This window comes from Allobosea sp. LjRoot90 (genome assembly GCF_964254315.1).
Classification (GTDB): Bacteria; Pseudomonadota; Alphaproteobacteria; order Rhizobiales; family Beijerinckiaceae; genus Allobosea.
Genome location: NZ_CAXUTF020000009.1, coordinates 33,627 through 54,566 on the forward strand (window position 1 = coordinate 33,627; position 20,940 = coordinate 54,566).

The window sequence follows — 20,940 nt, forward strand, 5'->3', positions numbered from 1 at the left end:
TGCCGAATGTGTGGATTCGGCAGAGTGTACGAATTCAAGTCGACTTGAGGTCAAGCCATGCGTGTTCTCGATATTGGGGAGGTGGCGGAGCGCTCGGGCGTAGTGCCGTCGACGCTGCGCTATTACGAGGAGATCGGCCTGATCGCCTCGCTCGGGCGGCATGGCTTGCGCCGGCAGTTCGATGTCGATGTGCTGCTGAAGCTGTCGCTGATCGCCATGGGCAAGGCGGCCGGCTTCTCGCTGGAGGAGATCGCCGGCATGTTCGGGCGCGACGGCAGGCCCGACATCCCGCGCGACCAGCTGCGCGTCAGGGCCGATGAGCTGCAGCGGCAGATGGTCGAACTTCGGACGCTGCGGGATGTCCTGCGCCACGTTGCCGATTGTCCGGCGCCGAGCCATCTGGAGTGCCCGACCTTCCGCAAGCTCATGCAGACGGCGTCACGCGAGAGGCTGGTTTATCGCCCATCGAGTGGTCCTCGGTCCGGCCGAAAGGCGGCGCCGAAGGCGTGAACTGCCGACTTCGCGACGGAAGCCTCAAGCTGGCTGCGGCCGTCGTGACCCTTCGTCCTCAGCCAGGAACTGCAGGATTGCCGCCAGGGTGCCGACGAGGATCAGCGCGATCCAGGCGGTCGCATAACTGCCGCTCCATTCATAGCTCAGCCCGCCCAGCCAGGCGCCGAGAAAGGCCCCGAGCTGGTGGCTGAGGAACATCACGCCGAATAGCGTCCCGAAATTCGCCGTGCCGAAGCGCCCATTGATCAGGCCGCTGACCGGCGGGACGACACTCAGCCAGAGAAACCCCATGGCGGCGGCGAAGACGAGCGTCGTCTCGACACTGACGGGCAAGGAGAAGAATACGGCGATCGAGGCCGTCCTCAGGAGATAGATCAGCGCCAACACATTCTTGTTGCCCCAACGCTGGCAGAGATATCCCGCGACAAGGGTGCCGACCGCATTGCAGATGCCGATGAGCGCAATCGCTTCGGCGCTGACGGAGGGCGGCAGGCCGCAGATGGCGATGTATTTCGGCAGATGCGTTGCGATGAAGATCAGCTGGAAACCGCAGGCGAAGAAGGCGACAGTCGAGATCACGAAGGAGCGGTCGGCCATGGCCTCGGTGATCGCCCGGCGCGGATTGGGTTTCTCTTGCGCCGGGGCGCCCGCGGCGTTTCCGCCGCCTGATCGGAAGAGGAAGGCCACCGCCGCCATGCCGGCGGCCAGCGCCGCCAACCCTCCCAACGCCCCCTGCCAGGACCAGCGCTCGATCAGCGCCTGCGCGGTCGGTGCCAGCACGAAGGTGCCGAGCGAACCGGTTGCGGCGAGGATCGCGATCGCGGTGCCGCGCACGGCCGGCGCGGCGAGGCGCGAGACGATGCCCACCAGTACGCCATGCGAGGTTCCTGCGACAGCAATGCCGATCATCAGCCCGCCGCCGAGCTGAAGGCCGAGCGGGCTGCCGGTCCCGATCAGATAGAGACCGGCGCAGAACAGCGCCGATGAGGCGATCACGACGAGCCGCCCGCCATAGCGGTCGCAGAGCGCACCCATGAAGGGTTGTCCGATGCCCCAGGCCAGGTTCTGCAGCGCCATGGCGAAGCCGAAGGTGGCGACGGAGACGCCTGCGTTCTGGACCATCGGTTCCATGAACAGGCCGAGGCTCTGCCGCAAGCCCATCGAGATCGAGAGGATCGTTCCGGCCGCGACGAGCGACAGGACCAGGGCTGGTGGCCAGGAATTGTACGTCGCTGTCGGCACGATCGGTCTCCCCCGCAGATGCGAGGGCGAACGATAGGCGCCAGCTGGTCAGATGAAATTCACTAGTCAGTATACATGGCGGCCTGCGCAGAGGAGGCGGCGGCGCGTTGCTGCCGGCGCGCCGCCGCATCGAGATGGCTCGCGACGATGAGCACCGCCGCTTCGCCAGCGGAGAGCGCGTAGCTGGTGTCGCGATGAATCAGCATCTGCGCGATCGCACCTTCGACGAGGATCGCGAGTTGCCGGGCGATCGGCTCCGGATCGGCAAGGCCGCCTTCGCGCAGCTCCCCGGCGAGCCAGGCTTCGAAGCGGCGCTTGTGACTGGCCGCCAGCGCCACCGCCGGATGACCCGGCTGGCCGGCGAGCTCCACCGCCGCGCGGGTGAAGCCGCAGCCGCGCCATTTCGGGCGCTTGGCGTGGTCCGCCAGTTCGCCGAACAGGTTCGCGATCCGCTCCGGCAGCGGCCGGCCGGGATCGCCGAGCCATTGCCGGTAACGCTCGATTGCCGGCGTGTCGCGGGCGGCGAGATAGGCCGCGATCAGCTCGTCCTTGCTCTGGAAATGGTTGTAGAGCGTGCGCTTGGTGACGCCGGCCGCCTCGGCGATGGCATCGACGCCGACGCTGTGCAGGCCGTGCCCATAGAACAGGACCTCAGCCGCCGCGATGATCCGGGAGCGCGTGTCCGACTCAGCCATTTGCCTTGCCCTCGGCTGCCGATATGGCGACGGCGGATGCCGCGCCCCGATCCGAGATTACACGGCTTTCATTGCGGCGCGCGGCCTCGTCCGTCCAAGGCATCCGCCGCGGCCATCTATCACTTGGACAGCCTCACATCGCGTGATAGGGACCGCGAACGGGGCCAGGCCGCGATCGGCCGCCGCACTTTTCAGGAGCCGGACATGACCGAAGCCGCGCTGGACAAGCATCTCTCCAACTCCTTCTTTGGCGCGTCGCTTGCCGATGTCGATCCGGAGATCGCCCGTGCCATCGAGCTCGAGCTCGGTCGCCAGCGCGATGAGATCGAGCTGATCGCCTCTGAGAACATCGTCTCGCGCGCCGTGCTGGAGGCGCAGGGCTCGGTGATGACCAACAAATACGCCGAGGGCTATCCGGGCCGGCGCTATTACGGCGGTTGCCAGTTCGTCGACATCGCCGAGAAGCTCGCGATCGAGCGCGCCTGTCGCCTGTTCGACTGCCAGTTCGCTAATGTCCAGCCGAACTCCGGCAGCCAGGCCAACCAGGCCGTGTTCATGGCGCTGATGCAGCCCGGCGACACCTTCATGGGTCTCGACCTCGCCGCCGGCGGCCATCTCACCCATGGCGCCCCGGTCAACCAGTCGGGCAAGTGGTTCAAGGTCGTGCCCTATGGCGTCTGTGTCGTCGACCAAGTCATCGACTATGACGCGATGGAGCGCCTCGCGGTCGAGAACAAGCCGAAGGTCATCGTCGCCGGCGGCTCTGCCTATGCCCGCCATTGGGACTTCGCCCGCTTCCGCGAGATCGCCGACAAGGTCGGCGCTTATTTCATGGTCGACATCGCCCATTTCGCCGGGCTGGTCGCCGGCGGCGCCCATCCCTCGCCGTTCCCGCACGCCCACGTCGTCACCACCACCACGCACAAGACCCTGCGCGGTCCGCGCGGCGGCATGGTGCTGACCAATGACGAGGCGATCGCCAAGAAGATCAACTCGGCCGTATTCCCGGGCCTGCAGGGCGGGCCGCTGATGCATGTCATCGCCGCCAAGGCCGTCTCCTTCGAGGAGGCGCTGCGGCCGGAGTTCAAGACCTATGCCCACGCCGTCGTCGCCAACGCCAAGGCGCTGGCCGAGACCTTGAAGAGCAAGGGCTTCGACCTCGTCACCGGCGGCACCGACAACCATCTGATGCTGGTCGATCTCCGCTCGAAGAAGGTCACCGGTAAGGCGGCCGAGGCCGCGCTCGGGCGCGCCCACATCACCTGCAACAAGAACGGCATCCCCTTCGATCCGGAAAAGCCGATGGTCACCTCGGGCATCCGCCTCGGCACCCCGGCGGCGACCTCGCGCGGTTTCGGCATCGCCGAATTCAAGAAGGTCGGCGAGCTGATCGCCGAGGTGCTCGATGGCCTCGCCGCCAATGGCGAGGAGGGCAATACGAGCGTCGAGCAGGCGGTCAAGGCCAAGGCCCACGAGCTGACCGCGCGCTTCCCGATCTATTGAGCGGGAGGCGGCCGGGATCTCGTAGAGCATCGGACCGAAAAGTGGATTCCACTTTTCGGAGAAATCCGGTGCTGAAACAAGGACGTAGATCGCCACCTCGCGTCCGGTAGGACGCGCGGCGATCTACGGGAAGGTCCCAGTCAGCTTGATCATGAACAGGTTCTCCGGGCCGCCGGGCGCATCGCCCCGGTTGGCCCGGCTGAGTTCGGCGTTGAGGTCGAGCCCCTTGGCGATCTTGTAGCCCGCCGAGGCGCTGCCGCCGAACTGCCCATCCTTGACCTGCGCGGCGACGGAGACGTTGAAGCGGTCGTCTGTCGCGCTCAGCTTGAGATTGAGGTCGACGGTCGGCTTGTTCACGTCCTTCTTGACGATGCCGCTGAGCTCGAACGAGCCGTACTGGACCATGACCTCGCCCTCTACCTTCTCGATGGCGGCCGACTTGGTCACGACCTGAAGCGAGAGGTCGAGCTTCAGCTTCTCCCATTTCAGCTTGCCGGTCAGCTTGGCGCCGACCAGCTCCGCTGTCGGATCGAAGACGATGCCGCCGACGCCGAGCTTCAGCGCCCCGAGCTTGACGACCTCGAATTTCAGCTTCTCCAGCTGCTGCAGGCCGAGCGTCACCGCCCCGTTCGTCGGCTTGGTGACGAAGAGGGCAGCGCCCGCCCCGAGCGCCAGCGCCGCGCCGACGACGTAGACGATGCCCTTGTGCTGATCGACCCAGACGCCGAGCGCCGACGAGCTCGCCGCCTGCTTGAAGGCGTCGACCTGCTTTTCCAGGGATTTGTAGCTCGACGACTTCTTGATCTGCTTGAAATACTCGTCGGCGGCCTTCGACAGGACGTCGTCACCGATCGAGCGCAGCTTCTGGATATCGTCTGGCGAGAGCTGCGTCGTCTGGCTCTTGAGTTTCGCATTCGCGAAGCTCAGCAGGCCTTTCTGGGCCGTCGCCAGAACGACCGGGCTCTTCAGGATCGCGGCGAGGCGTTCGGGAGACCTCTGGATCTCGTCGTCGAGAAGGTCGAACGCCAGGACGACCAGGCCGCCGAAGGCGTCGCCCATCGTGTCATTGGACATCTGCGAAACTCCGATTGGCGAATGGGGGATCGGAAGGCAGGCGCAAAAGGTGACTGGCAGGCTGGTCGCAGGGCGATACCTTGCCACGGGAAGGCGGTTCGCCCGGCGTCTTTTTCGAGGAGCTGCGATCCGAAGGCCGGAGCGTCATGCAATCTCGTGCTTGTTCCCTTGCCGCCGACTGGTCGTTTTTCGCTGGCCTGCGACGGCATGGCTGGGGCAATGAAGGGCCGCGGGCGATATCGTCGCCCGGTAACCCCGAGGCCTCGCCATGCGTTGTCCCTATTGCGGCTCCCTCGACACGCAGGTGAAGGATTCGCGGCCGACCGACGATCACGCCTCGATCCGGCGTCGGCGCGTCTGTCCCGATTGCGGTGGCCGCTTCACCACCTTCGAGCGCGTGCAGCTGCGCGAGCTCACCGTGGTCAAGCGTTCGGGCCGGCGCACCGTCTTCGACCGCGACAAGCTGCAGACCTCGATCGAGGTGGCGCTGCGCAAGCGCTCCGTTGCGCCCGAGCGCGTCGAGCGCATGGTCAACGGCATCGTCCGCCAGCTGGAGAGTTCCGGCGAGGGCGAGATCCAGAGCTCGGCCATCGGCGAATTGGTGATGGAAGGGCTGAAGGCGCTCGACGACGTCGCCTATGTCCGCTTCGCCTCGGTCTACAAGAACTTCCGCGAGGCCCGCGATTTCGAGGAGCTGCTCGGCCAGCTCGGGAGTGACGATATCGAGCCCGATACCAAGCCGGCGCCTGCCCGCGACGATGCCTGACCAGGACGAGATCGATCGCGCCTTCATGGCGCGGGCGCTGGAGCTCGGCGCGCGCGGGCTCGGCCAGACCTGGCCGAATCCGAGCGTCGGCGCCGTGGTCGTGCGCGACGGGCCGGATGGGCTCGTGGTCGTCGGCGAGGGCCGTACCCAGCCGGGTGGCCGCCCGCATGGCGAGGCGATGGCCTTCGAGCAGGCCGGCGCAGCTGCGAGCGGCGGTACGCTCTATGTCACGCTCGAGCCCTGCTCGCACCGCACGATCCGTGGCGGAACCCCGTGCGTCGAGCGCACCTTGCTTGCCGGCGTCAGGCGCGTCGTCTCCGCCATGGCCGACCCCAATCCGCAGATCGCCGGGCTCAGCCACGCCCTGCTGCGCATGGCGGGTGTGGAGGTCAAGGTTGGTGTGCTCGAAGACCAGGCGCAGCGTAGCCATCGCGGCCACGTCCTGCGGGTGACCGAAGGGCGGCCAATGGTGACCTTCAAGGTCGCGCGCACGGCCGATGGCTTCGCCGGCGGGGCAGGGGGCGCGCGTCTCGCCATCTCCTGCCCGGAATCGGGCGAGTGGGTGCATCGCCTGCGTGTCAGCCATGACGCGATCATGCTCGGCATCGGCAGCGTCCTCGCCGACGATCCGCTGCTGACCGTGCGCCTGCCCGGCCTCGAGATTCGCTCGCCCGTCCGCGTCGTGCTCGATTCGTCGCTGCGCTTGCCGCTCAGCGCCAAACTGGTGCAGGGGGCCGCGACCGTGCCGCTCTGGGTGATCGCGGCCGAGGACGCGCCGGTGGCGGCCGAGGAGAAGCTCGTCGCCGCTGGCGTCGAGGTCATGCGCGTCTCGCGCGCCGCCGACGGTCATCTCGACCTTGGCGAGGCGCTGCGCCTTCTGGCGACGCGCGGCATCACCCGTGTCTTCTCCGAAGGCGGCCCGACCGTCGGCGAGCAACTCGCGCTGCAGGGCCTCGCTGACGAGGTCATCGTCTCGACCTCGCCGAAGCCGCTCGGGTCCGAGGGCATCGTCGCCGTCAGGCCGGGACTTGCGGCTTTGCTCGCCGATCCCGAAATCTACGCCTTCACCGAAGCCGGGCAGATCGGCTGCGACCGTTTCGAACGCTTCACGAGGATCGCCTGATGTTCACCGGCATCGTCACCGCCATCGGCACCGTCGCCCGCGCCGAGAGCAAGGGCCCGAGCCTCAAGCAGTTCGATATCTCCTGTCCCTGGGAAGCGGCCGGCATCGAGATCGGCGCTTCGATCTGCTGCGCCGGCGTCTGCCTGACCGTGACGGCGCTGAACCCGCGCGAGGATGGCGAGCCGGGCAGCACCTTCCAGGTCGAGGCGGCAGCCGAGACCCTGGCGAAGACATCGGTCGGCGACTGGGCGCCCGGCACCAAGGTCAATCTCGAACGTTCGCTCAAGATGGGCGACGAACTCGGCGGCCATCTCGTCACCGGCCATGTCGATGGCGTCGGCAGGATCCTGAAGATCGACGAGATCGCCGCCGACCCCAGCGAGCCCTGGGGTGCGACGGCGCGTTTCCATATCCGGGCACCGCAAGGCCTCGCCCGCTTCATCGCCGCCAAGGGCTCGATCTGCCTCGACGGGACATCGCTGACGGTCAACACGGTCGAGGACGACGTCTTCACCGTGCTGCTGATCCCGCACTCCTTCAGCGTCACCACCTGGGGCGAACGCCGGAAGGGAGACGGCGTCCATGTCGAGGTCGATCTGATGGCGCGGTATGCCGCGCGGCTTGCGGAGGCGCGCCCGGGCGGCTAACCAGCGTCCTCAATCCCAGACGAGGACTTCATCATGGCCGGACCCCGGCAATCATCGGCTGTTTCGGCCACTTCGCTCGAGGGCGCGCGCGTGCTCGTCGTCGAGGCGCGCTTCTATGACGGCCTCGCCGACGAACTCCTGGCCGGGGCGCTCGCCGTACTCGAGAAAGCAGGCTGCCGCGTCGACCGCGTCACCGTTCCCGGTGCGCTCGAGATCCCCTCGGCCATCGTCATCGGCCTGCGCGCTGCAGACGAGTCGGTCGATCCCTATGAGGCCGTGGTCGCGCTCGGCACCGTCATTCGCGGCGAGACCGGCCATTACGACATCGTCGCCGGCGAAAGCTCGCGCGCCCTGATGGATCTCTCGGTCGCCTTTGCCCTGCCGCTCGGCAACGGCATCCTCACCGTCGAGAACGACGCCCAGGCCTGGGCGCGCGCCAACCGCAGCGAGATGGACAAGGGCGGCGGCGCGGCGGAAGCTGCGCTCGCGGTGCTGCGTTACAAGCGCTCGCTGGCGGAGGAGTCGAAATGAGCCGATCCGAGATGCGCCGCGGCGCCCGGCTCTCGGCCGTGCAGGCGCTCTATGAGATGGAGATCGGCGGACGTGGCGTGGTCGAGGCCATGGCCGAGTTCGAGGCCTTCTGGATCGGCAAGGAGGTCGAGGACATCGAGCTTCCCAAGGCTGAGATCGCCTTCTTCCGCGACCTGCTCGGCGGCGTCGTCCGCGAGCAGCGTCTGGTCGATCGCTCGGTCGACGAGACGCTGGCCTCCGGCTGGCCACTGAAGCGCGTCGAGGCGGTGGTTCGCGCGATCCTGCGCGCCGGCGCCTATGAGATCGCCTTCCGCAAGGATGTGCCGGCCCGCGCCGTGATCTCGGAATATGTGGCGGTCGCCCGCTCGTTCTACGAGGGCGAGGAGGTCGGCATGGTCAACGCGGTGCTCGACAAGCTGGCCCGCGACGTCCGCGCCGAGGAATTCGACGCGCCGGCGGCTTGATGGAAAGCTTCGCGAACGGAGCGCCGATCCGCCACCGCATTCCCTCCCTCCGCTTGCGGTGGGGAGGGTTAGGGTGGGGGGCCGGAAAGCCGGAGTTCCGTCCGGAAACGTCCCGCCGAGCGGTACTGCCCCCCACCCCAGCCCTCCCCACCGCAAGCGGGGGGAGGGAGTTCAGGTGCGCCTCGTCATGAGCGAAGTGGGCGAGTTCGAACTGATCGCCCGCTATTTCGCCCCGATCGCCGGTCGCGACGGGCTCGGCCTGATCGACGATGCCGCCCTGCTGCGCCCGGCGCGCGGCTATGAGCTGGTCGTCACGGCGGATGCGCTCGTCGCCGGCGTCCACTTCTTCGCGGACGATCCGCCGGCCTCGATCGGCCGCAAGGCGCTTGCCGTCAATCTCTCCGATCTCGCCGCCAAGGGCGCGAAACCTGACGGCTTCGTGCTGGCACTCGCTTTGCCGAAAGGCTGGACGGAGGACTGGCTTGCCGGCCTGGCCGAGGGACTCGCCGCCATGGCGGGCGAGGGCGGCTGCCCGCTGATCGGCGGCGACACCGTCTCGACGCCGGGGCCGCTGATGCTCTCCATCACCGCCTTCGGCAGCGTCCCGGCTGGCCGCATGGTGCTGCGTTCCGGCGCGAAGCCTGGCGACATCATCGCCGTCACCGGCACGATCGGCGATGGCGCGCTCGGGCTGAAGGCGCATGGTCCGGATCGGCCCGCCTGGGTCGGCAGGCTCGCCGAAGCCGACCGGGCCTTCCTCGCCGATCGCTATCTGCACCCGCAGCCCCGTATCGCGTTCGCGGTCGGCCTGCAGGGCCACGCTTCGGCCGCGATGGACATCTCCGACGGTCTGGTCGGCGACCTCGCCAAGCTGCTGGCAGCCTCGAAAGCCGGCGCCGAGATCGACCTCGACGCGGTGCCGCTCTCGCCCGCGGCCCGCACTGCCGTCATGGCCGATCCCGCGTTGGCGGAGCTGGCTTGGACCGGCGGAGACGACTACGAAATTCTCTGTACGGTCTCGGAAGGAGAATATCTTTCTCTGGCTGCTGCCGCCGAAGCGGCGGGCCTCGGCCTCGCACGCATCGGGCGGGTCACGGCCGAGGCCGGGAGCGTGCGCTATACCGAAGCGGGCCGGCCGCGAACCTTCGCGCGCGGCTCCTTCGCTCATTTCTGACGGCGGCCAGATGGCCGCGAAGGGTTCGGCGGCCGCGATGAACCAGCATGTTCCGGTGATGGATGGCGACACGCTCGCCAAGCGCAACGCGCTGGTGCTCGCCGGCGCCCAGGCGCTTGGCGGTGCGAGCCCGGCGATCGTGATCTCGCTCGGCGGCATCGTCGGCTCGCAACTGGTTTCGAACCAGGCCTTCGCCACCGTCCCGGTCAGCCTGATGCAGCTCGGCCTCGCCGCCGGCGTGATCCCCGCCGCCTTCATGATGCGCCGGCTCGGCCGTCGCAGCGGCTATGTCATCGGCGCGCTGGTCGGCGCGGTTGGGGCCGCCATTGCTGCAGCCGGCGTGGCCGAGCGCTTGTTCTGGCTGTTCTGCCTCGGCACATTCCTGTGCGGACTCTACGGCTCCTATGTCCAGAGCTACCGCTTTGCCGCTGCCGACACGGCGAGCGACAGCTTCAAGCCTCGGGCCATCTCCTGGGTGATGATCGGCGGGCTGGCGGCAGCAATAATCGGGCCGCAATCGGTCTACTGGACGCGCGACCTGACGCCGGCGGCGCCCTTCGCCGCGAGTTTTCTGGCGCAGGGCGCGCTCGCTTTGCTCGCCATCGGCGTCGTGCTGGCGCTGCGCGCCCCACCGGTGGCGCAGGCGAAGTCGAGCGGCGGCCGGCCGCTCGGCGAGATCATGCGCCAGCCGAAGTTCATTGCCTCGGTGATCGCAGCACTCGTCACCTACGGGCTGATGAGCTTCGTCATGACCGCCGCGCCGCTCGCCATGGTCGGCTGCGGCCACAGCGTCGGTGATGCGGCGCTCGGCATCCAGTGGCATGTGCTCGCCATGTTCGCGCCGAGCTTCTTCACCGGCCGCCTGATCGCCCGCTTCGGCAAGGAGAAGCTTACCGCCGCCGGTCTGGTGCTGACTGCGCTCGCCGCCGTGGTCGGCCTCAACGGCCTCAGCGTCGCGCATTTCTGGATCGCGCTCGTGCTGCTCGGGGTTGGCTGGAATTTCGGCTTCATCGGCGCAACCGCCCTGGTCACCGACTGCTACCGGCCGGAAGAGCGGGTCAAGGTCCAGGCCGCCAACGACTTCCTGGTCTTCGGCTCGGTCGCGATCGCCTCCTTCTCCTCCGGCGGCCTGCTCAGCGCCGGCGGCTGGGACAGCGTCAACTGGCTGGTCTTCCCGCCGGTCGCGATTGCGCTGGCGCTGGTCGCCTGGCAAGGCCTGCAGACGCAAGCGCGGCCCGCTTGAGGCGGCTTTCCTAGCCCCGGTCGAGCCGGCAAGATCGGAGGCTCTATCGGCTTTCGACGAAAGGCTTTCCCATGCGCCCGCACCAGCTTCCTGCGACTCCCGGACGGCCTGCCCCGGGAGCGATCGGCCATAATCGCGGGGTGGTGCGACCGAACTACGCCTTCATGCCGCCGGAAGGCGTGCTGGTCAGCCGCCTGCTGCATTTCGACGACACGGTCGTGCGTGTCCTCGCCGCCCCGGTGCTCGGCGCGCATTTCGCGCAATACCTGCTGGAGATCGAGCCGAACGGTGGCACGCCGGAGCCGTTCCGCGAGGACGGCATCCAGCACTTCTACTACGTCCTTTCAGGCACTGGCCGCTTCGCCATCGGCGATGCGCCGGCTGTGGAGCTGCGGCCGGGCAGCTTCGCCTATGTTCCGCCCGGTACCGCCTTCTCGCTTCGCAATACCGGTTCGGAACAGTTGCGCGTGCTCGGCCTGCGCAAGCGCTACGAGGCGGTCGGCCTGCCGCAGCCGGACCCGATCCTCTCCCATCGCGACGAGGTTCCGATCACCAACCATACGGGCATGGACGGACGCGGCTTCCAGTTCCTGCTGCCGCGCGGCGATATGCGCTTCGATTTCGAGATGAACCTGATGTGGTTCAAGCCGGGCGCCTATTTCCCCGATGTCGAGACCCATGTGATGGAGCACGGGCTCTACATGCTGGAAGGGCAGGGCCTCTACTTCCTCGGGACCGAATGGCACGAGATCTGGGCCGGGGACTTCATCTGGATGGGAGGATTTTGCCCGCAGCAATATTATCCGACCGGGTTCGATGACGCAGCCTATCTGCTCTACAAGAACGTCAACCGCGACGTCGCGCTCTGACCTCATCGAGCATCGGCTGATGATGCGGTGATGCGCGGCACGCCGTCATGCATCCCTTCTGCCTGACATTCGTGCGATTTTGTCAGCCGAGCCGTTTGCGATTCTGGCGGAAACTGGGCAACAATCTCGCCAACACCGGCGATCGGCACAGCGGGCCTGATTCTTTGTGAGGCCTGGCGGAGCCGTTCCCTGCGTTCAACAACCCGGAAAACCGGGATCCGTCGGGGCGTCCTGCCCCGGATGACGAATTCTCAGGGATAGGAAATTCGATGTCGGCCTTGCTCATCATCATACTCTTGAGTGCGTTATCGATCGTCTACGGCCTCTGGGCCTATGGCGACGTGATGAAACGCGATGCCGGCAACCAGCGCATGCAGGAGATTTCCGGCGCGGTCGCGGAAGGCGCGCAGGCTTATCTCAAGCGCCAATACGTCACCATCGCCATGGTCGGCGCCGTGCTCTTCGTCGTGCTGACCTATCTGCTCGGAACCTATGTCGGCATCGGCTTCCTGATCGGCGCGGTGCTCTCGGGCCTCGCCGGCTTCATCGGCATGAACGTCTCGGTCCGCGCCAATGTCCGCACCGCGCAAGCCGCGATGCAGTCGCTCGGCGACGGCCTCGACGTCGCCTTCAAGGCGGGCGCGGTCACCGGCATGCTGGTCGCGGGCCTCGCTCTGCTCGGCGTCGCCGGCTATTACGGCTTCCTGACCTCGATGCAGGGCTTTGCTCCGTCGAGCCGCGTCGTCATTGACTCGCTCGTCGCACTCGGCTTCGGCGCCTCGCTGATCTCGATCTTCGCCCGTCTCGGCGGCGGCATCTTCACCAAGGGTGCCGATGTCGGCGCCGACCTCGTCGGCAAGGTCGAGGCCGGTATCCCCGAGGACGACCCGCGCAACCCGGCCACCATCGCTGACAATGTCGGCGACAATGTCGGCGACTGCGCCGGCATGGCGGCCGACCTGTTCGAGACCTATGCGGTGACGCTGGTCGCGACCATGGTGCTGTCTGCGATCTTCTTCGCCGGCCAGCCGGTGCTGGGCACGATGATGCTCTACCCAATGGCGATCGGTGCGGCCTGCGTCGTCACCTCGATCATCGGCACCTTCTTCGTCAAGCTTGGCGCCAACCAGTCGATCATGGGCGCGCTCTACAAGGGCTTCATCGCCGCCGGCGTGCTCTCGGTCGGCGCCATCGCCGCGGTCAACTACCTGATGTTCGGCGGCTTCGCCGCCTCGTTCACCACGGGGCAGGGCGTCACCTTCACCTCGGGCGCCCTGTTCGGTTGCGCGCTGGTCGGCCTCGCGGTGACTCTGCTGATCGTCGTCATCACCGAATACTACACCGGCACCGGCAAGCGCCCGGTCGTCTCGATCGCCCAGGCCTCGGTCACCGGCCACGGTACCAACGTCATCCAGGGCCTCGCGGTCTCGCTGGAATCGACGGCGCTGCCAACCATCGTGATCATCGCCGGCATCATCGTCTCCTACGGCCTCGCCGGCCTGTTCGGCATCGCCATCGCCACCACGGCGATGCTGGCACTGGCCGGTGTTGTCGTGGCGCTCGACGCCTTCGGCCCGGTCACCGACAACGCCGGTGGCATTGCCGAAATGGCCGGCCTGCCCAAGGAAGTCCGCCACTCCACCGACGCGCTTGACGCCGTCGGCAACACCACCAAGGCGATCACCAAGGGCTACGCGATCGGCTCGGCCGGCCTCGGCGCGCTGGTGTTGTTCGCCGCCTACACCTCGGACCTCAACTTCTTCGTGGCCGAGGCCAACAAGGCGGGCTCGACGACCTTCCAGTACTTCAAGGGCGTCGTCGTCGATTTCTCGCTGTCGAACCCCTATGTCGTCGTCGGCCTGCTGCTCGGCGGCCTCATCCCCTTCCTCTTTGCCGGCATGGGCATGACCGCGGTCGGCCGCGCCGCCGGCTCGGTGGTCGAGGAAGTCCGCCGCCAGTTCAAGGAGAAGCCGGGCATCATGGAAGGCACGGAGCGGCCGGACTATGCCCGCGCCGTCGACCTGCTGACCAAGGCCGCGATCAAGGAGATGATCGTGCCCTCGCTGCTGCCGGTGCTAGCGCCGATCGTCACCTTCTTCGCCATCAGCGCCATCGCCGGCAAGAACCAGGCCTTCGCCGCGGTCGGCGCCATGCTGATGGGCGTGATCGTCACCGGCATCTTCGTCGCGATCTCGATGACCTCGGGCGGCGGCGCCTGGGACAACGCCAAGAAGAGCTTCGAGGACGGCTTCGTCGACAAGGACGGGGTGCGCCACATGAAGGGCTCGGAGGCTCACAAGGCCTCGGTTACCGGTGACACCGTCGGCGACCCCTACAAGGACACGGCGGGCCCCGCCGTGAACCCAGCGATCAAGATCACCAACATCATCGCGCTGCTGCTGCTCGCCATCCTCGCGCATTCCTGAGCGCGAGAGCAGCCTGATCAAGCACGAACCCCGCGGAGCGATCCGCGGGGTTTTTCATTGCGCTCAAGGCTTTGGGGCGATCGGCTGATTCGATTTACGTAGACCTTGAATCAGGCTGTGAGCCTCACTCCATCCGCGTCGCGACCAGCGGCGAGTACAGGTTCGAGGTCGCGTTCATCTGTTCGCACCCTTCGGCCGCGTTCACGAAGGTTTCCTTGCACGGCTTCGGCGCGCCGGCGACCTGTTTCCAGGTGATCACGAGCGTCTTCGGCGCAGTGTAGACCCAGGTGCCGGTGTTGTGTGCCTTGCCGGGCGGCGTGCGCGTATTGAACGGCGACGTCTTGCTCGACTTCGCGACGCCGTCGGGCCCGAGATAATAGAACCAGGTGCCGCCGTCCCATACGCGCCACCAGCCCATCGGCCAGGCCAGTTCGGGAGAGGCGGCGCCGGCGAGGCGCACGAGGTGCGTCCACTTGCCGGGTGAGGCGAGCATGAAGCCGGTCGTCGAGCGCACGCCCAAATGCGAGTCCTGCGCTTCGATCACCGTGCCGGTGGCGCTGACATAGCCGATATGGTGGTCGGCCTTGACCAGGATGTCGCCATCCATCAGCGCGGATGGCCGCTCGCCGGCCTTGAAGTCGAAGACCTGCCTGCCCCCGCTCGGATTGCGCCAGGCGCTGATGTCGAGCTGCATGACGGAGCCGCTGGCTTTCCAGTAGCAGAAGCTGATGAAGCCGACGCAGTCGAAATGGCGGATGCCCTTGCACGACTGGCCCCAGACGAGTTTGCCGCCGCCGTCGCCGCCGTTCTGACCCGGCCCGAAGGTGCGTCGCGGTGTGTAGTGCTCCGCGTAGTTCTCCCAGCTCGACGGCGGTTTGCCCTTCAGCGTGTCGAGATAGCCGGTGAGGTCGGATGCGGTCGCCGTCGTCTCGCGGCCGCCCGAGAAGGTGGCGTAGTTGCCGGCGCAGACGCAGTAGGTCTTGACCGACATCGTCGCCGCTTTGACGGCGAGATTGGCCTTCTTGTTCCCCGAGTTGAGCTTCGGTTCCAGATTGCTCTCGTCGGCGATCAGCGAGATCCCGCCGGATCGACACGGGCAGCCATCGTTGAGTCCGGGCGTCGCGCCATAGCCGCCATTGATGTAGTGGCTGCCGACGAGCTTCTGTGCGATCGCGATCACTCGCCGGCCGAGTTCCGGGTTCATGCTGAACTCCATCTGCCGCTGATTTTTGAGCCTACGCTCCTGGTTCAAGCCATGCCAAGGCAAATCCTGCAGCTGAGGCGGGCGCGACGATGGCGGCTCGATACGGCCGGGACCGTAGCGTTCGCGAGAGCGCTGGCCCGGCAATGCTGGCATGGTCCCGGCGTCCCCAGGAGCGCCTTCATGACCACGCCTGCCAGCATCCCCGCCGCCCGTCATGGCCAGCTTTTCGACATCGCGCTGCTGGTACTTCTGGCCGTGCTCTGGGGCGCCTCCTACAGTTTCATCAAGCTCGGCGTCGAGACGATCCCGCCGCTGACCCTGATCGCGGCGCGGACGCTGATCGCCGGCGCGATCCTCCTCGTCATCATCCGCTGGCGCGGGCTGAAGCTGCCGCGCGATCCGGTGATCTGGCGGCGCTTCCTGATCCAGGCCTGCCTCAACAGCGCGGTGCCGTTCACCCTGATCGCCTGGGCCGAGACCAGCGTCGATGCCGGCCTCGCCGCGATCCTCAACGCCGGCTCGCCGATCTTCGCCTTCCTGCTGAGCCTGCTGCTCTTCCGTGCCGAGGCTGCCGTGGGCCGGAAGCTTCTCGGCGTTGCCGCCGGCATGCTCGGCGTCTGCCTCATCATCGGCGTCGAGGCGCTGTCGGGGGTCGGCCGCGAGCTCTGGGCGCAGCTCGCTCTGGTCGCGGCGGCGGCCTGTTATGGCGGGGCGGCGCTGTTCGGGCGCAATTTCAAGGGGCTCGACCCGATCATGCCGGCGGCCGGATCGCTGATCTGCGGCGCCGTGATCCTGATCCCCTTCAGCCTGCTCATCGACCGGCCCTGGACGCTCTCGCCGTCACCTCAGTCGATTCAGGCGCTGCTGGCTCTGTCGGTGTTCTCGACCGCGCTCGCCTTCATCATCTATTTCAGGCTGATCGACCGGCTCGGCACGGTCGGCACGACCTCGGTCGCCTATCTGCGCGTGCCCACCGGCGTCGCCATCGGCGTCCTGTTCCTTGGCGAGCGCTTGAGCGCGACCGCCTGGGCCGGGCTCGCTCTGGTCATCGTCGGGGTGTTCGCGATGACGCTGCCTGAACGGAAGCCGAAAAGCGGTTGAGGCATCTAGAGCAGGATGCGAAAAAGTGGGAACCGGTTTTTCGCAAGAATCCTGCTCTAACTCTTTGATAAGAGACGGATTCAGATTTCAGTTGGTATCGCCTTGCGGTTCCAACTGAAATCATCCGGCTCTAGGCAGGAGGGAAAGAAAAAACCCCGCGGCAGCGCCGCGGGTTTTTTGCATTCGGTGCGGACAGGCGCCTATGAGGTGCCGAATGGCGAGAACTTGGTGACGCCGCGGAACAGGTTGCGCAGGAAGCTCTGCTCCTCGCCGCCGGTCGTGGTGGTGCGGCTGATGAAGTCGAAGATCACGCCGTCCTGCAGGCCGTAATTGGCAATGCGCTCGACCTTGAAGCCCTTGTTGAAATAGATCACCAGGACCTGCTGATCGATGACCGCGAACTCCTGGAACTGGAAGCGCCGGCGAACCTTCTGGCTGATGTAGTAGAAGGTGCGGTTGCCGACGGTCGAGGTGGTCGACGGCGTGCCGAGCGTGGTCAGCACCGTTTGTACGTCCATGCCGGGCTTCACCTTGCCGATCAGCTCGTCATCCATGACGAAGCCGCGGGTGAACTCCTCGTTGAGACCGGCCGAGGTCGGGGTGCGGAGGCCGAGATTGGTGGCAGTGCCACAGCCGGCCAGCGGCAACGCGGCGGCCAGCGAGCCGATCAGGACGGTACGGCGGGTCGGAGCGGTCATGCTTGGCGGATCCGGAGGCAGGCGCGCGGTGCTGCCGCGCTTGTCAGGGTGGGTGCGCTTGGCGTAACGCCCGAGCATGGCTTTGGCAAGGCAAGTCGCTTTTTAGCTAAGCGAGCCGGGAAAGGTGAGGGTAGAGGCTGTGATCTTCGGCCTGTTCGGCAGGAAGCGCGCGCGCATGGCGCCGGTCAATGCGGTGCTGGAGCGCATTGTCTCTGCCTCGCGCGAGCCTTCGCTTTATCTCGATGGACGCGTGCCCGATGATTTCGAGGGCCGGTTCGAGGCACTGACGCTCCATCTCTTCCTGGTTCTGCGCCGCCTGCGCGAATTGCCGGCGCCGGCGGCCGATGTGGCGCAGGACCTGATCGACGCCAGCTTTGCCTATCTCGAGCTCGGCTTCCGCCAGGGCGGCACCAGCGACGTCGCCGTGCCGAAGCGGATGAAGAAGATCGGCCGCAGCTTCTATGGTCGCCTGAGCGGCTATGAGGAGGCGCTCGCCGCTGCGGCGCCCGATGCGCTCGAGGCGGCTCTACTGCGCAATGTCGGTGCTGGGGTTGATGCGCCGGCGCTCGCGCGCCATGTCAGGAGCGCCGCCGCCGTCTTGGCCACGCGCTCGCTCGACGATATCCTCGCCGCCAATCCCTTGTTCTCGCACTTCGCAGACAGCATCGCCACATGACCGATTCCAGCCCGGACACATTGCCGTTTTCGCACCCGCTCCGCGTCGAGACCATCACCTTGCGCCCGGTCGCCGTTGAGCTGGCGGCGGAGCAGGGCGACCTCGCAGCGATTGCGACCTTCCTCGGTATCGCCTCGGCCGAGGCGCTGAAGGCGAGCTATTCGCTGTCGCGCAATGGCGAGCGGGTCAAGCTCGAGGGCATGATCAAGGCGAGCCTGCACCAGAACTGCGTCGTCACCGTCGATCCTTTCCCGGTCGAACTCAACGTGCCGGTCAAGCTCGACTTCGCGCCCGAGGCCGAGATTGCCGCGCGGCCGTCGGAGGATGACGAGATCGACATCGAGGTGTTGCTGAACGAGGAAGAGCCGCCGGAGCCGATCGTCGACGGCATGATCGATCTGGGCGTGGTCACGCTCGAATTCCTCGCGCTCGCGCTCGATCCCTATCCGCGCAAGCCTGGCGTCGCCTTCACCGAACCGGCGCCTGAGACGGAAGCCGAATCGCCTTTCGCCGCGCTCCTACAGCTGAAACGCGGCGAATGATCGCTAAAAACATCAACGCTTTGGCTTGCGGCGGGCGGCCAACCCGCTATGGTCCGCCGCCCGCCCGGCCACCCAGGCTGGGGGCACAGTCCCTGGAATTGACCACCCTCTCATGACACGCCCGGTTACAATCGCGCTCGACGCCATGGGCGGTGATCACGGCCCCTCCGTGGTCATTCCGGGCGCCGCGCTCACGCTCGAACGCCGCCCCGATGCGAAGTTCGTGATCTTCGGTGACGAGGCGCTGGTCCTGCCGCTGCTCGACGCCCATCCGAAGCTCAAGGCGGTGACGACCTTCCACCACACCGAGGTCTCGGTGAAGATGGACGACAAGCCGAGCCAGGCGCTGCGCTATGGCCGCTACAAATCGTCGATGTGGCGCGCTATCGACGCGACCAAGATCGGCGAGGCCGACGTCACCGTCTCGGCCGGCAACACCGGCGCGCTGATGGCGATGTCGAAATTCTGCTTGAAGTCGATGCCGCAGGTCGACCGGCCGGCGATCGCCTGTCTGTGGCCGACGGTGCGCGGCGAGAGCGTCGTGCTCGATGTCGGTGCCACCATCGGCGCCGATGCCCAGCATCTGGTCGACCTTGCGGTGATGGGCGCCGCCATGGCGCGTGTCGTCTTCGACATCGACCGGCCGAGCGTCGGCCTGCTCAATGTCGGCGTCGAGGAGATCAAGGGCGTCGAGGCGGTCAAGGAAGCGGGTCGCATCCTGCGCGAGAGCAACCTGCCGCATCTCGATTATCACGGCTTCGTCGAGGGCGATGATCTCGGCAAGGGCACGGTCGATGTCGTCGTCACCGAGGGATTTACCGGCAATATTGCGCTGAAGACCGCCGAAGGCACGGCCAAGCAGATCGGCGAGTATCTGCGTGCGGCGATGGGCCGTTCACTGATGTCGAAAATCGGCTATCTTCTCGCTCGTGGCGCCTTCGCGGCGCTGAAGGACAAGATGGACCCGCGCAAGGTCAATGGCGGTGTCTTTCTCGGTCTGGAAGGCATCGTGATCAAGAGCCATGGCGGCACGGATGCCGTCGGGTTCGCCAGCGCCACCGAACTCGGCTACGAAATGGCGCGCGAGAATCTGATGGCCAAGGTGCGCGAGATGGTCGCCGCGACGGCGCGGCCCAGCGCGGCACCGGCAGTTCCGCAGGTCGCGGGAGCCGGATCCGATCAGGTTGGATAATCTGTCGGTGAATCCGTCTCCAAACAAAGTGAGAGACCGTTTTGTCGATCAGCTTGCAGGGCAAGCTGATCGGAACGGGCTCTAGGGCGAGTAGGGAAGAGAAACGTCCTTGTCCAGAATGCGATCCGTCCTGCGCGGCTGCGGCTCCTATCTGCCTGCGCGAATCCTCACCAACGCCGAATTGGCGGCGAAGGTCGACACCAACGATGAGTGGATCGTCCAGCGCACCGGCATCCGTGCCCGTCATATCGCGGCCGATGACGAGACCACCGGCACGCTCGGCCTGAAGGCGGCTCAGGCCGCGCTCGCCGACGCCGGTATCCCGGCGAGCGAGGTCGACCTCATCATCGTCGCGACCGCGACGCCCGACCACACCTTTCCTGCGACCGCGACCGAGATCCAGGCTGCGCTCGGCATCAGCCACGGCGCGGCCTTCGATCTGCAGGCCGTCTGCTCCGGCTTCGTCTTCGCGCTCGCGACCGCCGACAAGTTCCTGACCAGCGGTGCGGCGAAGACAGCGCTGGTCATCGGCGCCGAGACCTTCTCGCGCATTCTCGATTGGGAGGACCGCGCCACCTGCGTGCTGTTCGGCGACGGCGCCGGCGCCGTGGTGCTCAGGGCGGAGCAGGGCAACGGCACGCTCGCCGATCGCGGCGTGCTGACGACCCATATCCGCTCCGACGGCCGCTACATGAACAAGCTTTATGTCGATGGCGGGCCGGGCTCGACCAAGACAGTGGGCTTCCTGCGCATGGAGGGCCGGGAGGTCTTCAAGCACGCGGTGGTCAACCTGGCCGATACGGTGCGCCACACCTTCGAGGAAACCGGGCTCACCGGCGCCGATATCGACTGGTTCGTGCCGCACCAGGCCAATCGCCGCATCATCGACGCCACCGCCCACAAGCTCGGTATCAGCGAGGACCGGGTGGTCATCACCGTCGACAAGCACGGCAACACCTCGGCGGCCTCGATCCCGCTCGCTTTGGCGCAGGCCCATTCGGACGGACGGATCAAGCCTGGGCAGCTCGTGCTGATTGAGGCGATGGGCGGCGGCTTCACCTGGGGGTCGGCGCTGATCCGCTGGTAGCGGCAGCGGTTGGGCCTGCCAAGCTAAGCGCTTTGGATTTATGACATTTTCTTAGCGGCGTCAGCGCGGATTTTCCGCGTTTTTCAACCTGTGCGAGCGCGCCGAGGATTGACCGCAATCGCCTCGCCGCCTAGCGTCCGCCTCCGGTGGGGCGAGGTTGATAGGGACGC

At 66.7% G+C, this 20,940-nt stretch carries 21 protein-coding genes; 16 read left to right on the forward strand and 5 right to left on the reverse strand.

From position 1 onward, the window contains the following. The first annotated feature begins 57 nt into the window (after positions 1-57). The gene (locus ACSQ3M_RS24940) at positions 58-510 is read left to right on the forward strand and encodes a helix-turn-helix domain-containing protein (protein ID WP_436152769.1); all 453 of its coding nucleotides are present in this window, start codon (positions 58-60) and stop codon (positions 508-510) included. A 24-nt stretch (positions 511-534) separates the two neighbouring features. Here the strand turns inward: ACSQ3M_RS24940 and ACSQ3M_RS24945 are convergent, their stop codons facing one another. Together ACSQ3M_RS24945 and ACSQ3M_RS24950 are read right to left on the reverse strand one after the other, a co-directional pair. Beyond that, complete coding sequence (locus tag ACSQ3M_RS24945; RefSeq protein ID WP_436152770.1) at positions 535-1,755, reverse strand: MFS transporter; 1,221 nt, start codon at positions 1,753-1,755, stop codon at positions 535-537. A 62-nt stretch (positions 1,756-1,817) separates the two neighbouring features. Continuing rightward, positions 1,818-2,450, reverse strand: a complete 633-nt coding sequence (locus tag ACSQ3M_RS24950; protein ID WP_436152771.1) for a TetR/AcrR family transcriptional regulator — start codon at positions 2,448-2,450, stop codon at positions 1,818-1,820. A gap of 204 nt (positions 2,451-2,654) precedes the next feature. On the opposite strand from ACSQ3M_RS24950, the gene glyA reads away from it, so the two are divergent. Beyond that, positions 2,655-3,953 carry a serine hydroxymethyltransferase gene (gene glyA / locus ACSQ3M_RS24955; protein WP_436152772.1) on the forward strand — a complete coding sequence of 433 codons (1,299 nt, stop codon included), beginning with the start codon at positions 2,655-2,657 and terminating at the stop codon, positions 3,951-3,953. Positions 3,954-4,076: 123 nt separating this feature from the next. Here glyA and ACSQ3M_RS24960 read toward each other — a convergent pair whose 3' ends face one another. Beyond that, positions 4,077-5,027: a hypothetical protein gene (locus tag ACSQ3M_RS24960; protein ID WP_436152773.1), complete on the reverse strand. Its 951-nt coding sequence runs from the start codon at positions 5,025-5,027 to the stop codon at positions 4,077-4,079. A gap of 268 nt (positions 5,028-5,295) precedes the next feature. Between ACSQ3M_RS24960 and nrdR the strand changes: the two genes are divergently transcribed. The 9 genes from nrdR to ACSQ3M_RS25005 all read left to right on the forward strand — a co-directional run bounded on the left by nrdR (position 5,296) and on the right by ACSQ3M_RS25005 (position 14,270). After that, positions 5,296-5,793, forward strand: coding sequence for a transcriptional regulator NrdR (nrdR, locus tag ACSQ3M_RS24965; protein WP_436152774.1), 498 nt, complete (start codon positions 5,296-5,298; stop codon positions 5,791-5,793). Next, positions 5,786-6,916 (forward strand): bifunctional diaminohydroxyphosphoribosylaminopyrimidine deaminase/5-amino-6-(5-phosphoribosylamino)uracil reductase RibD, encoded by a 1,131-nt coding sequence (gene ribD / locus ACSQ3M_RS24970; protein ID WP_436152775.1) that lies wholly within the window; start codon positions 5,786-5,788, stop codon positions 6,914-6,916. Before nrdR ends, ribD begins: the two co-directional genes overlap by 8 nt. After that, on the forward strand, positions 6,916-7,563 hold the full coding sequence (locus ACSQ3M_RS24975; RefSeq protein ID WP_436152776.1) for a riboflavin synthase: 648 nt from the start codon (positions 6,916-6,918) through the stop codon (positions 7,561-7,563). Before ribD ends, ACSQ3M_RS24975 begins: the two co-directional genes overlap by 1 nt. Positions 7,564-7,596: 33 nt before the next feature. Continuing rightward, entirely contained in the window at positions 7,597-8,094 is a 498-nt protein-coding gene (gene ribH, locus ACSQ3M_RS24980; RefSeq protein WP_436152777.1) for a 6,7-dimethyl-8-ribityllumazine synthase, read from the forward strand. Next, positions 8,091-8,558: a transcription antitermination factor NusB gene (gene nusB / locus ACSQ3M_RS24985; protein ID WP_436152778.1), complete on the forward strand. Its 468-nt coding sequence runs from the start codon at positions 8,091-8,093 to the stop codon at positions 8,556-8,558. The genes ribH and nusB overlap by 4 nt, the downstream gene beginning before the upstream one ends. A gap of 187 nt (positions 8,559-8,745) precedes the next feature. After that, positions 8,746-9,732, forward strand: a complete 987-nt coding sequence (gene thiL / locus ACSQ3M_RS24990; RefSeq protein ID WP_436152779.1) for a thiamine-phosphate kinase — start codon at positions 8,746-8,748, stop codon at positions 9,730-9,732. A 37-nt stretch (positions 9,733-9,769) separates the two neighbouring features. Then, entirely contained in the window at positions 9,770-10,975 is a 1,206-nt protein-coding gene (locus ACSQ3M_RS24995) for an MFS transporter (RefSeq protein ID WP_436152780.1), read from the forward strand. A gap of 71 nt (positions 10,976-11,046) precedes the next feature. Continuing rightward, the gene (gene allE, locus ACSQ3M_RS25000; protein WP_436152781.1) at positions 11,047-11,844 is read left to right on the forward strand and encodes a (S)-ureidoglycine aminohydrolase; all 798 of its coding nucleotides are present in this window, start codon (positions 11,047-11,049) and stop codon (positions 11,842-11,844) included. A gap of 269 nt (positions 11,845-12,113) precedes the next feature. After that, positions 12,114-14,270: a sodium-translocating pyrophosphatase gene (locus tag ACSQ3M_RS25005; protein ID WP_436152782.1), complete on the forward strand. Its 2,157-nt coding sequence runs from the start codon at positions 12,114-12,116 to the stop codon at positions 14,268-14,270. Between the two features lie 124 nt (positions 14,271-14,394). On the opposite strand, the gene ACSQ3M_RS25010 is transcribed toward ACSQ3M_RS25005, so the two are convergent. Beyond that, positions 14,395-15,474, reverse strand: a complete 1,080-nt coding sequence (locus tag ACSQ3M_RS25010; RefSeq protein ID WP_436152783.1) for a hypothetical protein — start codon at positions 15,472-15,474, stop codon at positions 14,395-14,397. 180 nt (positions 15,475-15,654) lie between these two features. On the opposite strand from ACSQ3M_RS25010, the gene ACSQ3M_RS25015 reads away from it, so the two are divergent. Further along, positions 15,655-16,575, forward strand: a complete 921-nt coding sequence (locus ACSQ3M_RS25015; RefSeq protein ID WP_436152784.1) for a DMT family transporter — start codon at positions 15,655-15,657, stop codon at positions 16,573-16,575. Positions 16,576-16,775: 200 nt separating this feature from the next. On the opposite strand, the gene ACSQ3M_RS25020 is transcribed toward ACSQ3M_RS25015, so the two are convergent. Beyond that, positions 16,776-17,273 (reverse strand): outer membrane protein assembly factor BamE, encoded by a 498-nt coding sequence (locus ACSQ3M_RS25020; RefSeq protein WP_436152785.1) that lies wholly within the window; start codon positions 17,271-17,273, stop codon positions 16,776-16,778. Positions 17,274-17,397: 124 nt separating this feature from the next. On the opposite strand from ACSQ3M_RS25020, the gene ACSQ3M_RS25025 reads away from it, so the two are divergent. The 4 genes from ACSQ3M_RS25025 (at position 17,398) to ACSQ3M_RS25040 (ending at position 20,770) form a co-directional block, all read left to right on the forward strand. After that, positions 17,398-17,949: a ubiquinol-cytochrome C chaperone family protein gene (locus ACSQ3M_RS25025; RefSeq protein ID WP_436152786.1), complete on the forward strand. Its 552-nt coding sequence runs from the start codon at positions 17,398-17,400 to the stop codon at positions 17,947-17,949. Further along, complete coding sequence (locus ACSQ3M_RS25030; RefSeq protein WP_436152787.1) at positions 17,946-18,491, forward strand: YceD family protein; 546 nt, start codon at positions 17,946-17,948, stop codon at positions 18,489-18,491. Before ACSQ3M_RS25025 ends, ACSQ3M_RS25030 begins: the two co-directional genes overlap by 4 nt. 112 nt (positions 18,492-18,603) lie before the next feature. Then, a complete protein-coding gene (gene plsX / locus ACSQ3M_RS25035) occupies positions 18,604-19,683 on the forward strand; it encodes a phosphate acyltransferase PlsX (RefSeq protein ID WP_436152788.1) in 1,080 nt (359 codons plus the stop codon). A 109-nt stretch (positions 19,684-19,792) separates the two neighbouring features. Continuing rightward, positions 19,793-20,770 (forward strand): beta-ketoacyl-ACP synthase III, encoded by a 978-nt coding sequence (locus ACSQ3M_RS25040; RefSeq protein ID WP_436152789.1) that lies wholly within the window; start codon positions 19,793-19,795, stop codon positions 20,768-20,770. The last annotated feature ends 170 nt before the right edge of the window (positions 20,771-20,940 follow it).

Coding starts and splice junctions, on each gene's coding strand:
- ACSQ3M_RS24940 (WP_436152769.1), top strand. CDS start 58: ATGCGTGTTCTCGATATTGGGGAGGTGGCGGAGCGCTCGGGCGTAGTG.
- ACSQ3M_RS24950 (WP_436152771.1), bottom strand. CDS start 2,450: ATGGCTGAGTCGGACACGCGCTCCCGGATCATCGCGGCGGCTGAGGTC.
- glyA (WP_436152772.1), top strand. CDS start 2,655: ATGACCGAAGCCGCGCTGGACAAGCATCTCTCCAACTCCTTCTTTGGC.
- ACSQ3M_RS24960 (WP_436152773.1), bottom strand. CDS start 5,027: ATGTCCAATGACACGATGGGCGACGCCTTCGGCGGCCTGGTCGTCCTG.
- nrdR (WP_436152774.1), top strand. CDS start 5,296: ATGCGTTGTCCCTATTGCGGCTCCCTCGACACGCAGGTGAAGGATTCG.
- ribD (WP_436152775.1), top strand. CDS start 5,786: ATGCCTGACCAGGACGAGATCGATCGCGCCTTCATGGCGCGGGCGCTG.
- ACSQ3M_RS24975 (WP_436152776.1), top strand. CDS start 6,916: ATGTTCACCGGCATCGTCACCGCCATCGGCACCGTCGCCCGCGCCGAG.
- ribH (WP_436152777.1), top strand. CDS start 7,597: ATGGCCGGACCCCGGCAATCATCGGCTGTTTCGGCCACTTCGCTCGAG.
- nusB (WP_436152778.1), top strand. CDS start 8,091: ATGAGCCGATCCGAGATGCGCCGCGGCGCCCGGCTCTCGGCCGTGCAG.
- thiL (WP_436152779.1), top strand. CDS start 8,746: ATGAGCGAAGTGGGCGAGTTCGAACTGATCGCCCGCTATTTCGCCCCG.
- ACSQ3M_RS24995 (WP_436152780.1), top strand. CDS start 9,770: ATGAACCAGCATGTTCCGGTGATGGATGGCGACACGCTCGCCAAGCGC.
- allE (WP_436152781.1), top strand. CDS start 11,047: ATGCGCCCGCACCAGCTTCCTGCGACTCCCGGACGGCCTGCCCCGGGA.
- ACSQ3M_RS25005 (WP_436152782.1), top strand. CDS start 12,114: ATGTCGGCCTTGCTCATCATCATACTCTTGAGTGCGTTATCGATCGTC.
- ACSQ3M_RS25010 (WP_436152783.1), bottom strand. CDS start 15,474: ATGAACCCGGAACTCGGCCGGCGAGTGATCGCGATCGCACAGAAGCTC.
- ACSQ3M_RS25015 (WP_436152784.1), top strand. CDS start 15,655: ATGACCACGCCTGCCAGCATCCCCGCCGCCCGTCATGGCCAGCTTTTC.
- ACSQ3M_RS25020 (WP_436152785.1), bottom strand. CDS start 17,273: ATGACCGCTCCGACCCGCCGTACCGTCCTGATCGGCTCGCTGGCCGCC.
- ACSQ3M_RS25030 (WP_436152787.1), top strand. CDS start 17,946: ATGACCGATTCCAGCCCGGACACATTGCCGTTTTCGCACCCGCTCCGC.
- plsX (WP_436152788.1), top strand. CDS start 18,604: ATGACACGCCCGGTTACAATCGCGCTCGACGCCATGGGCGGTGATCAC.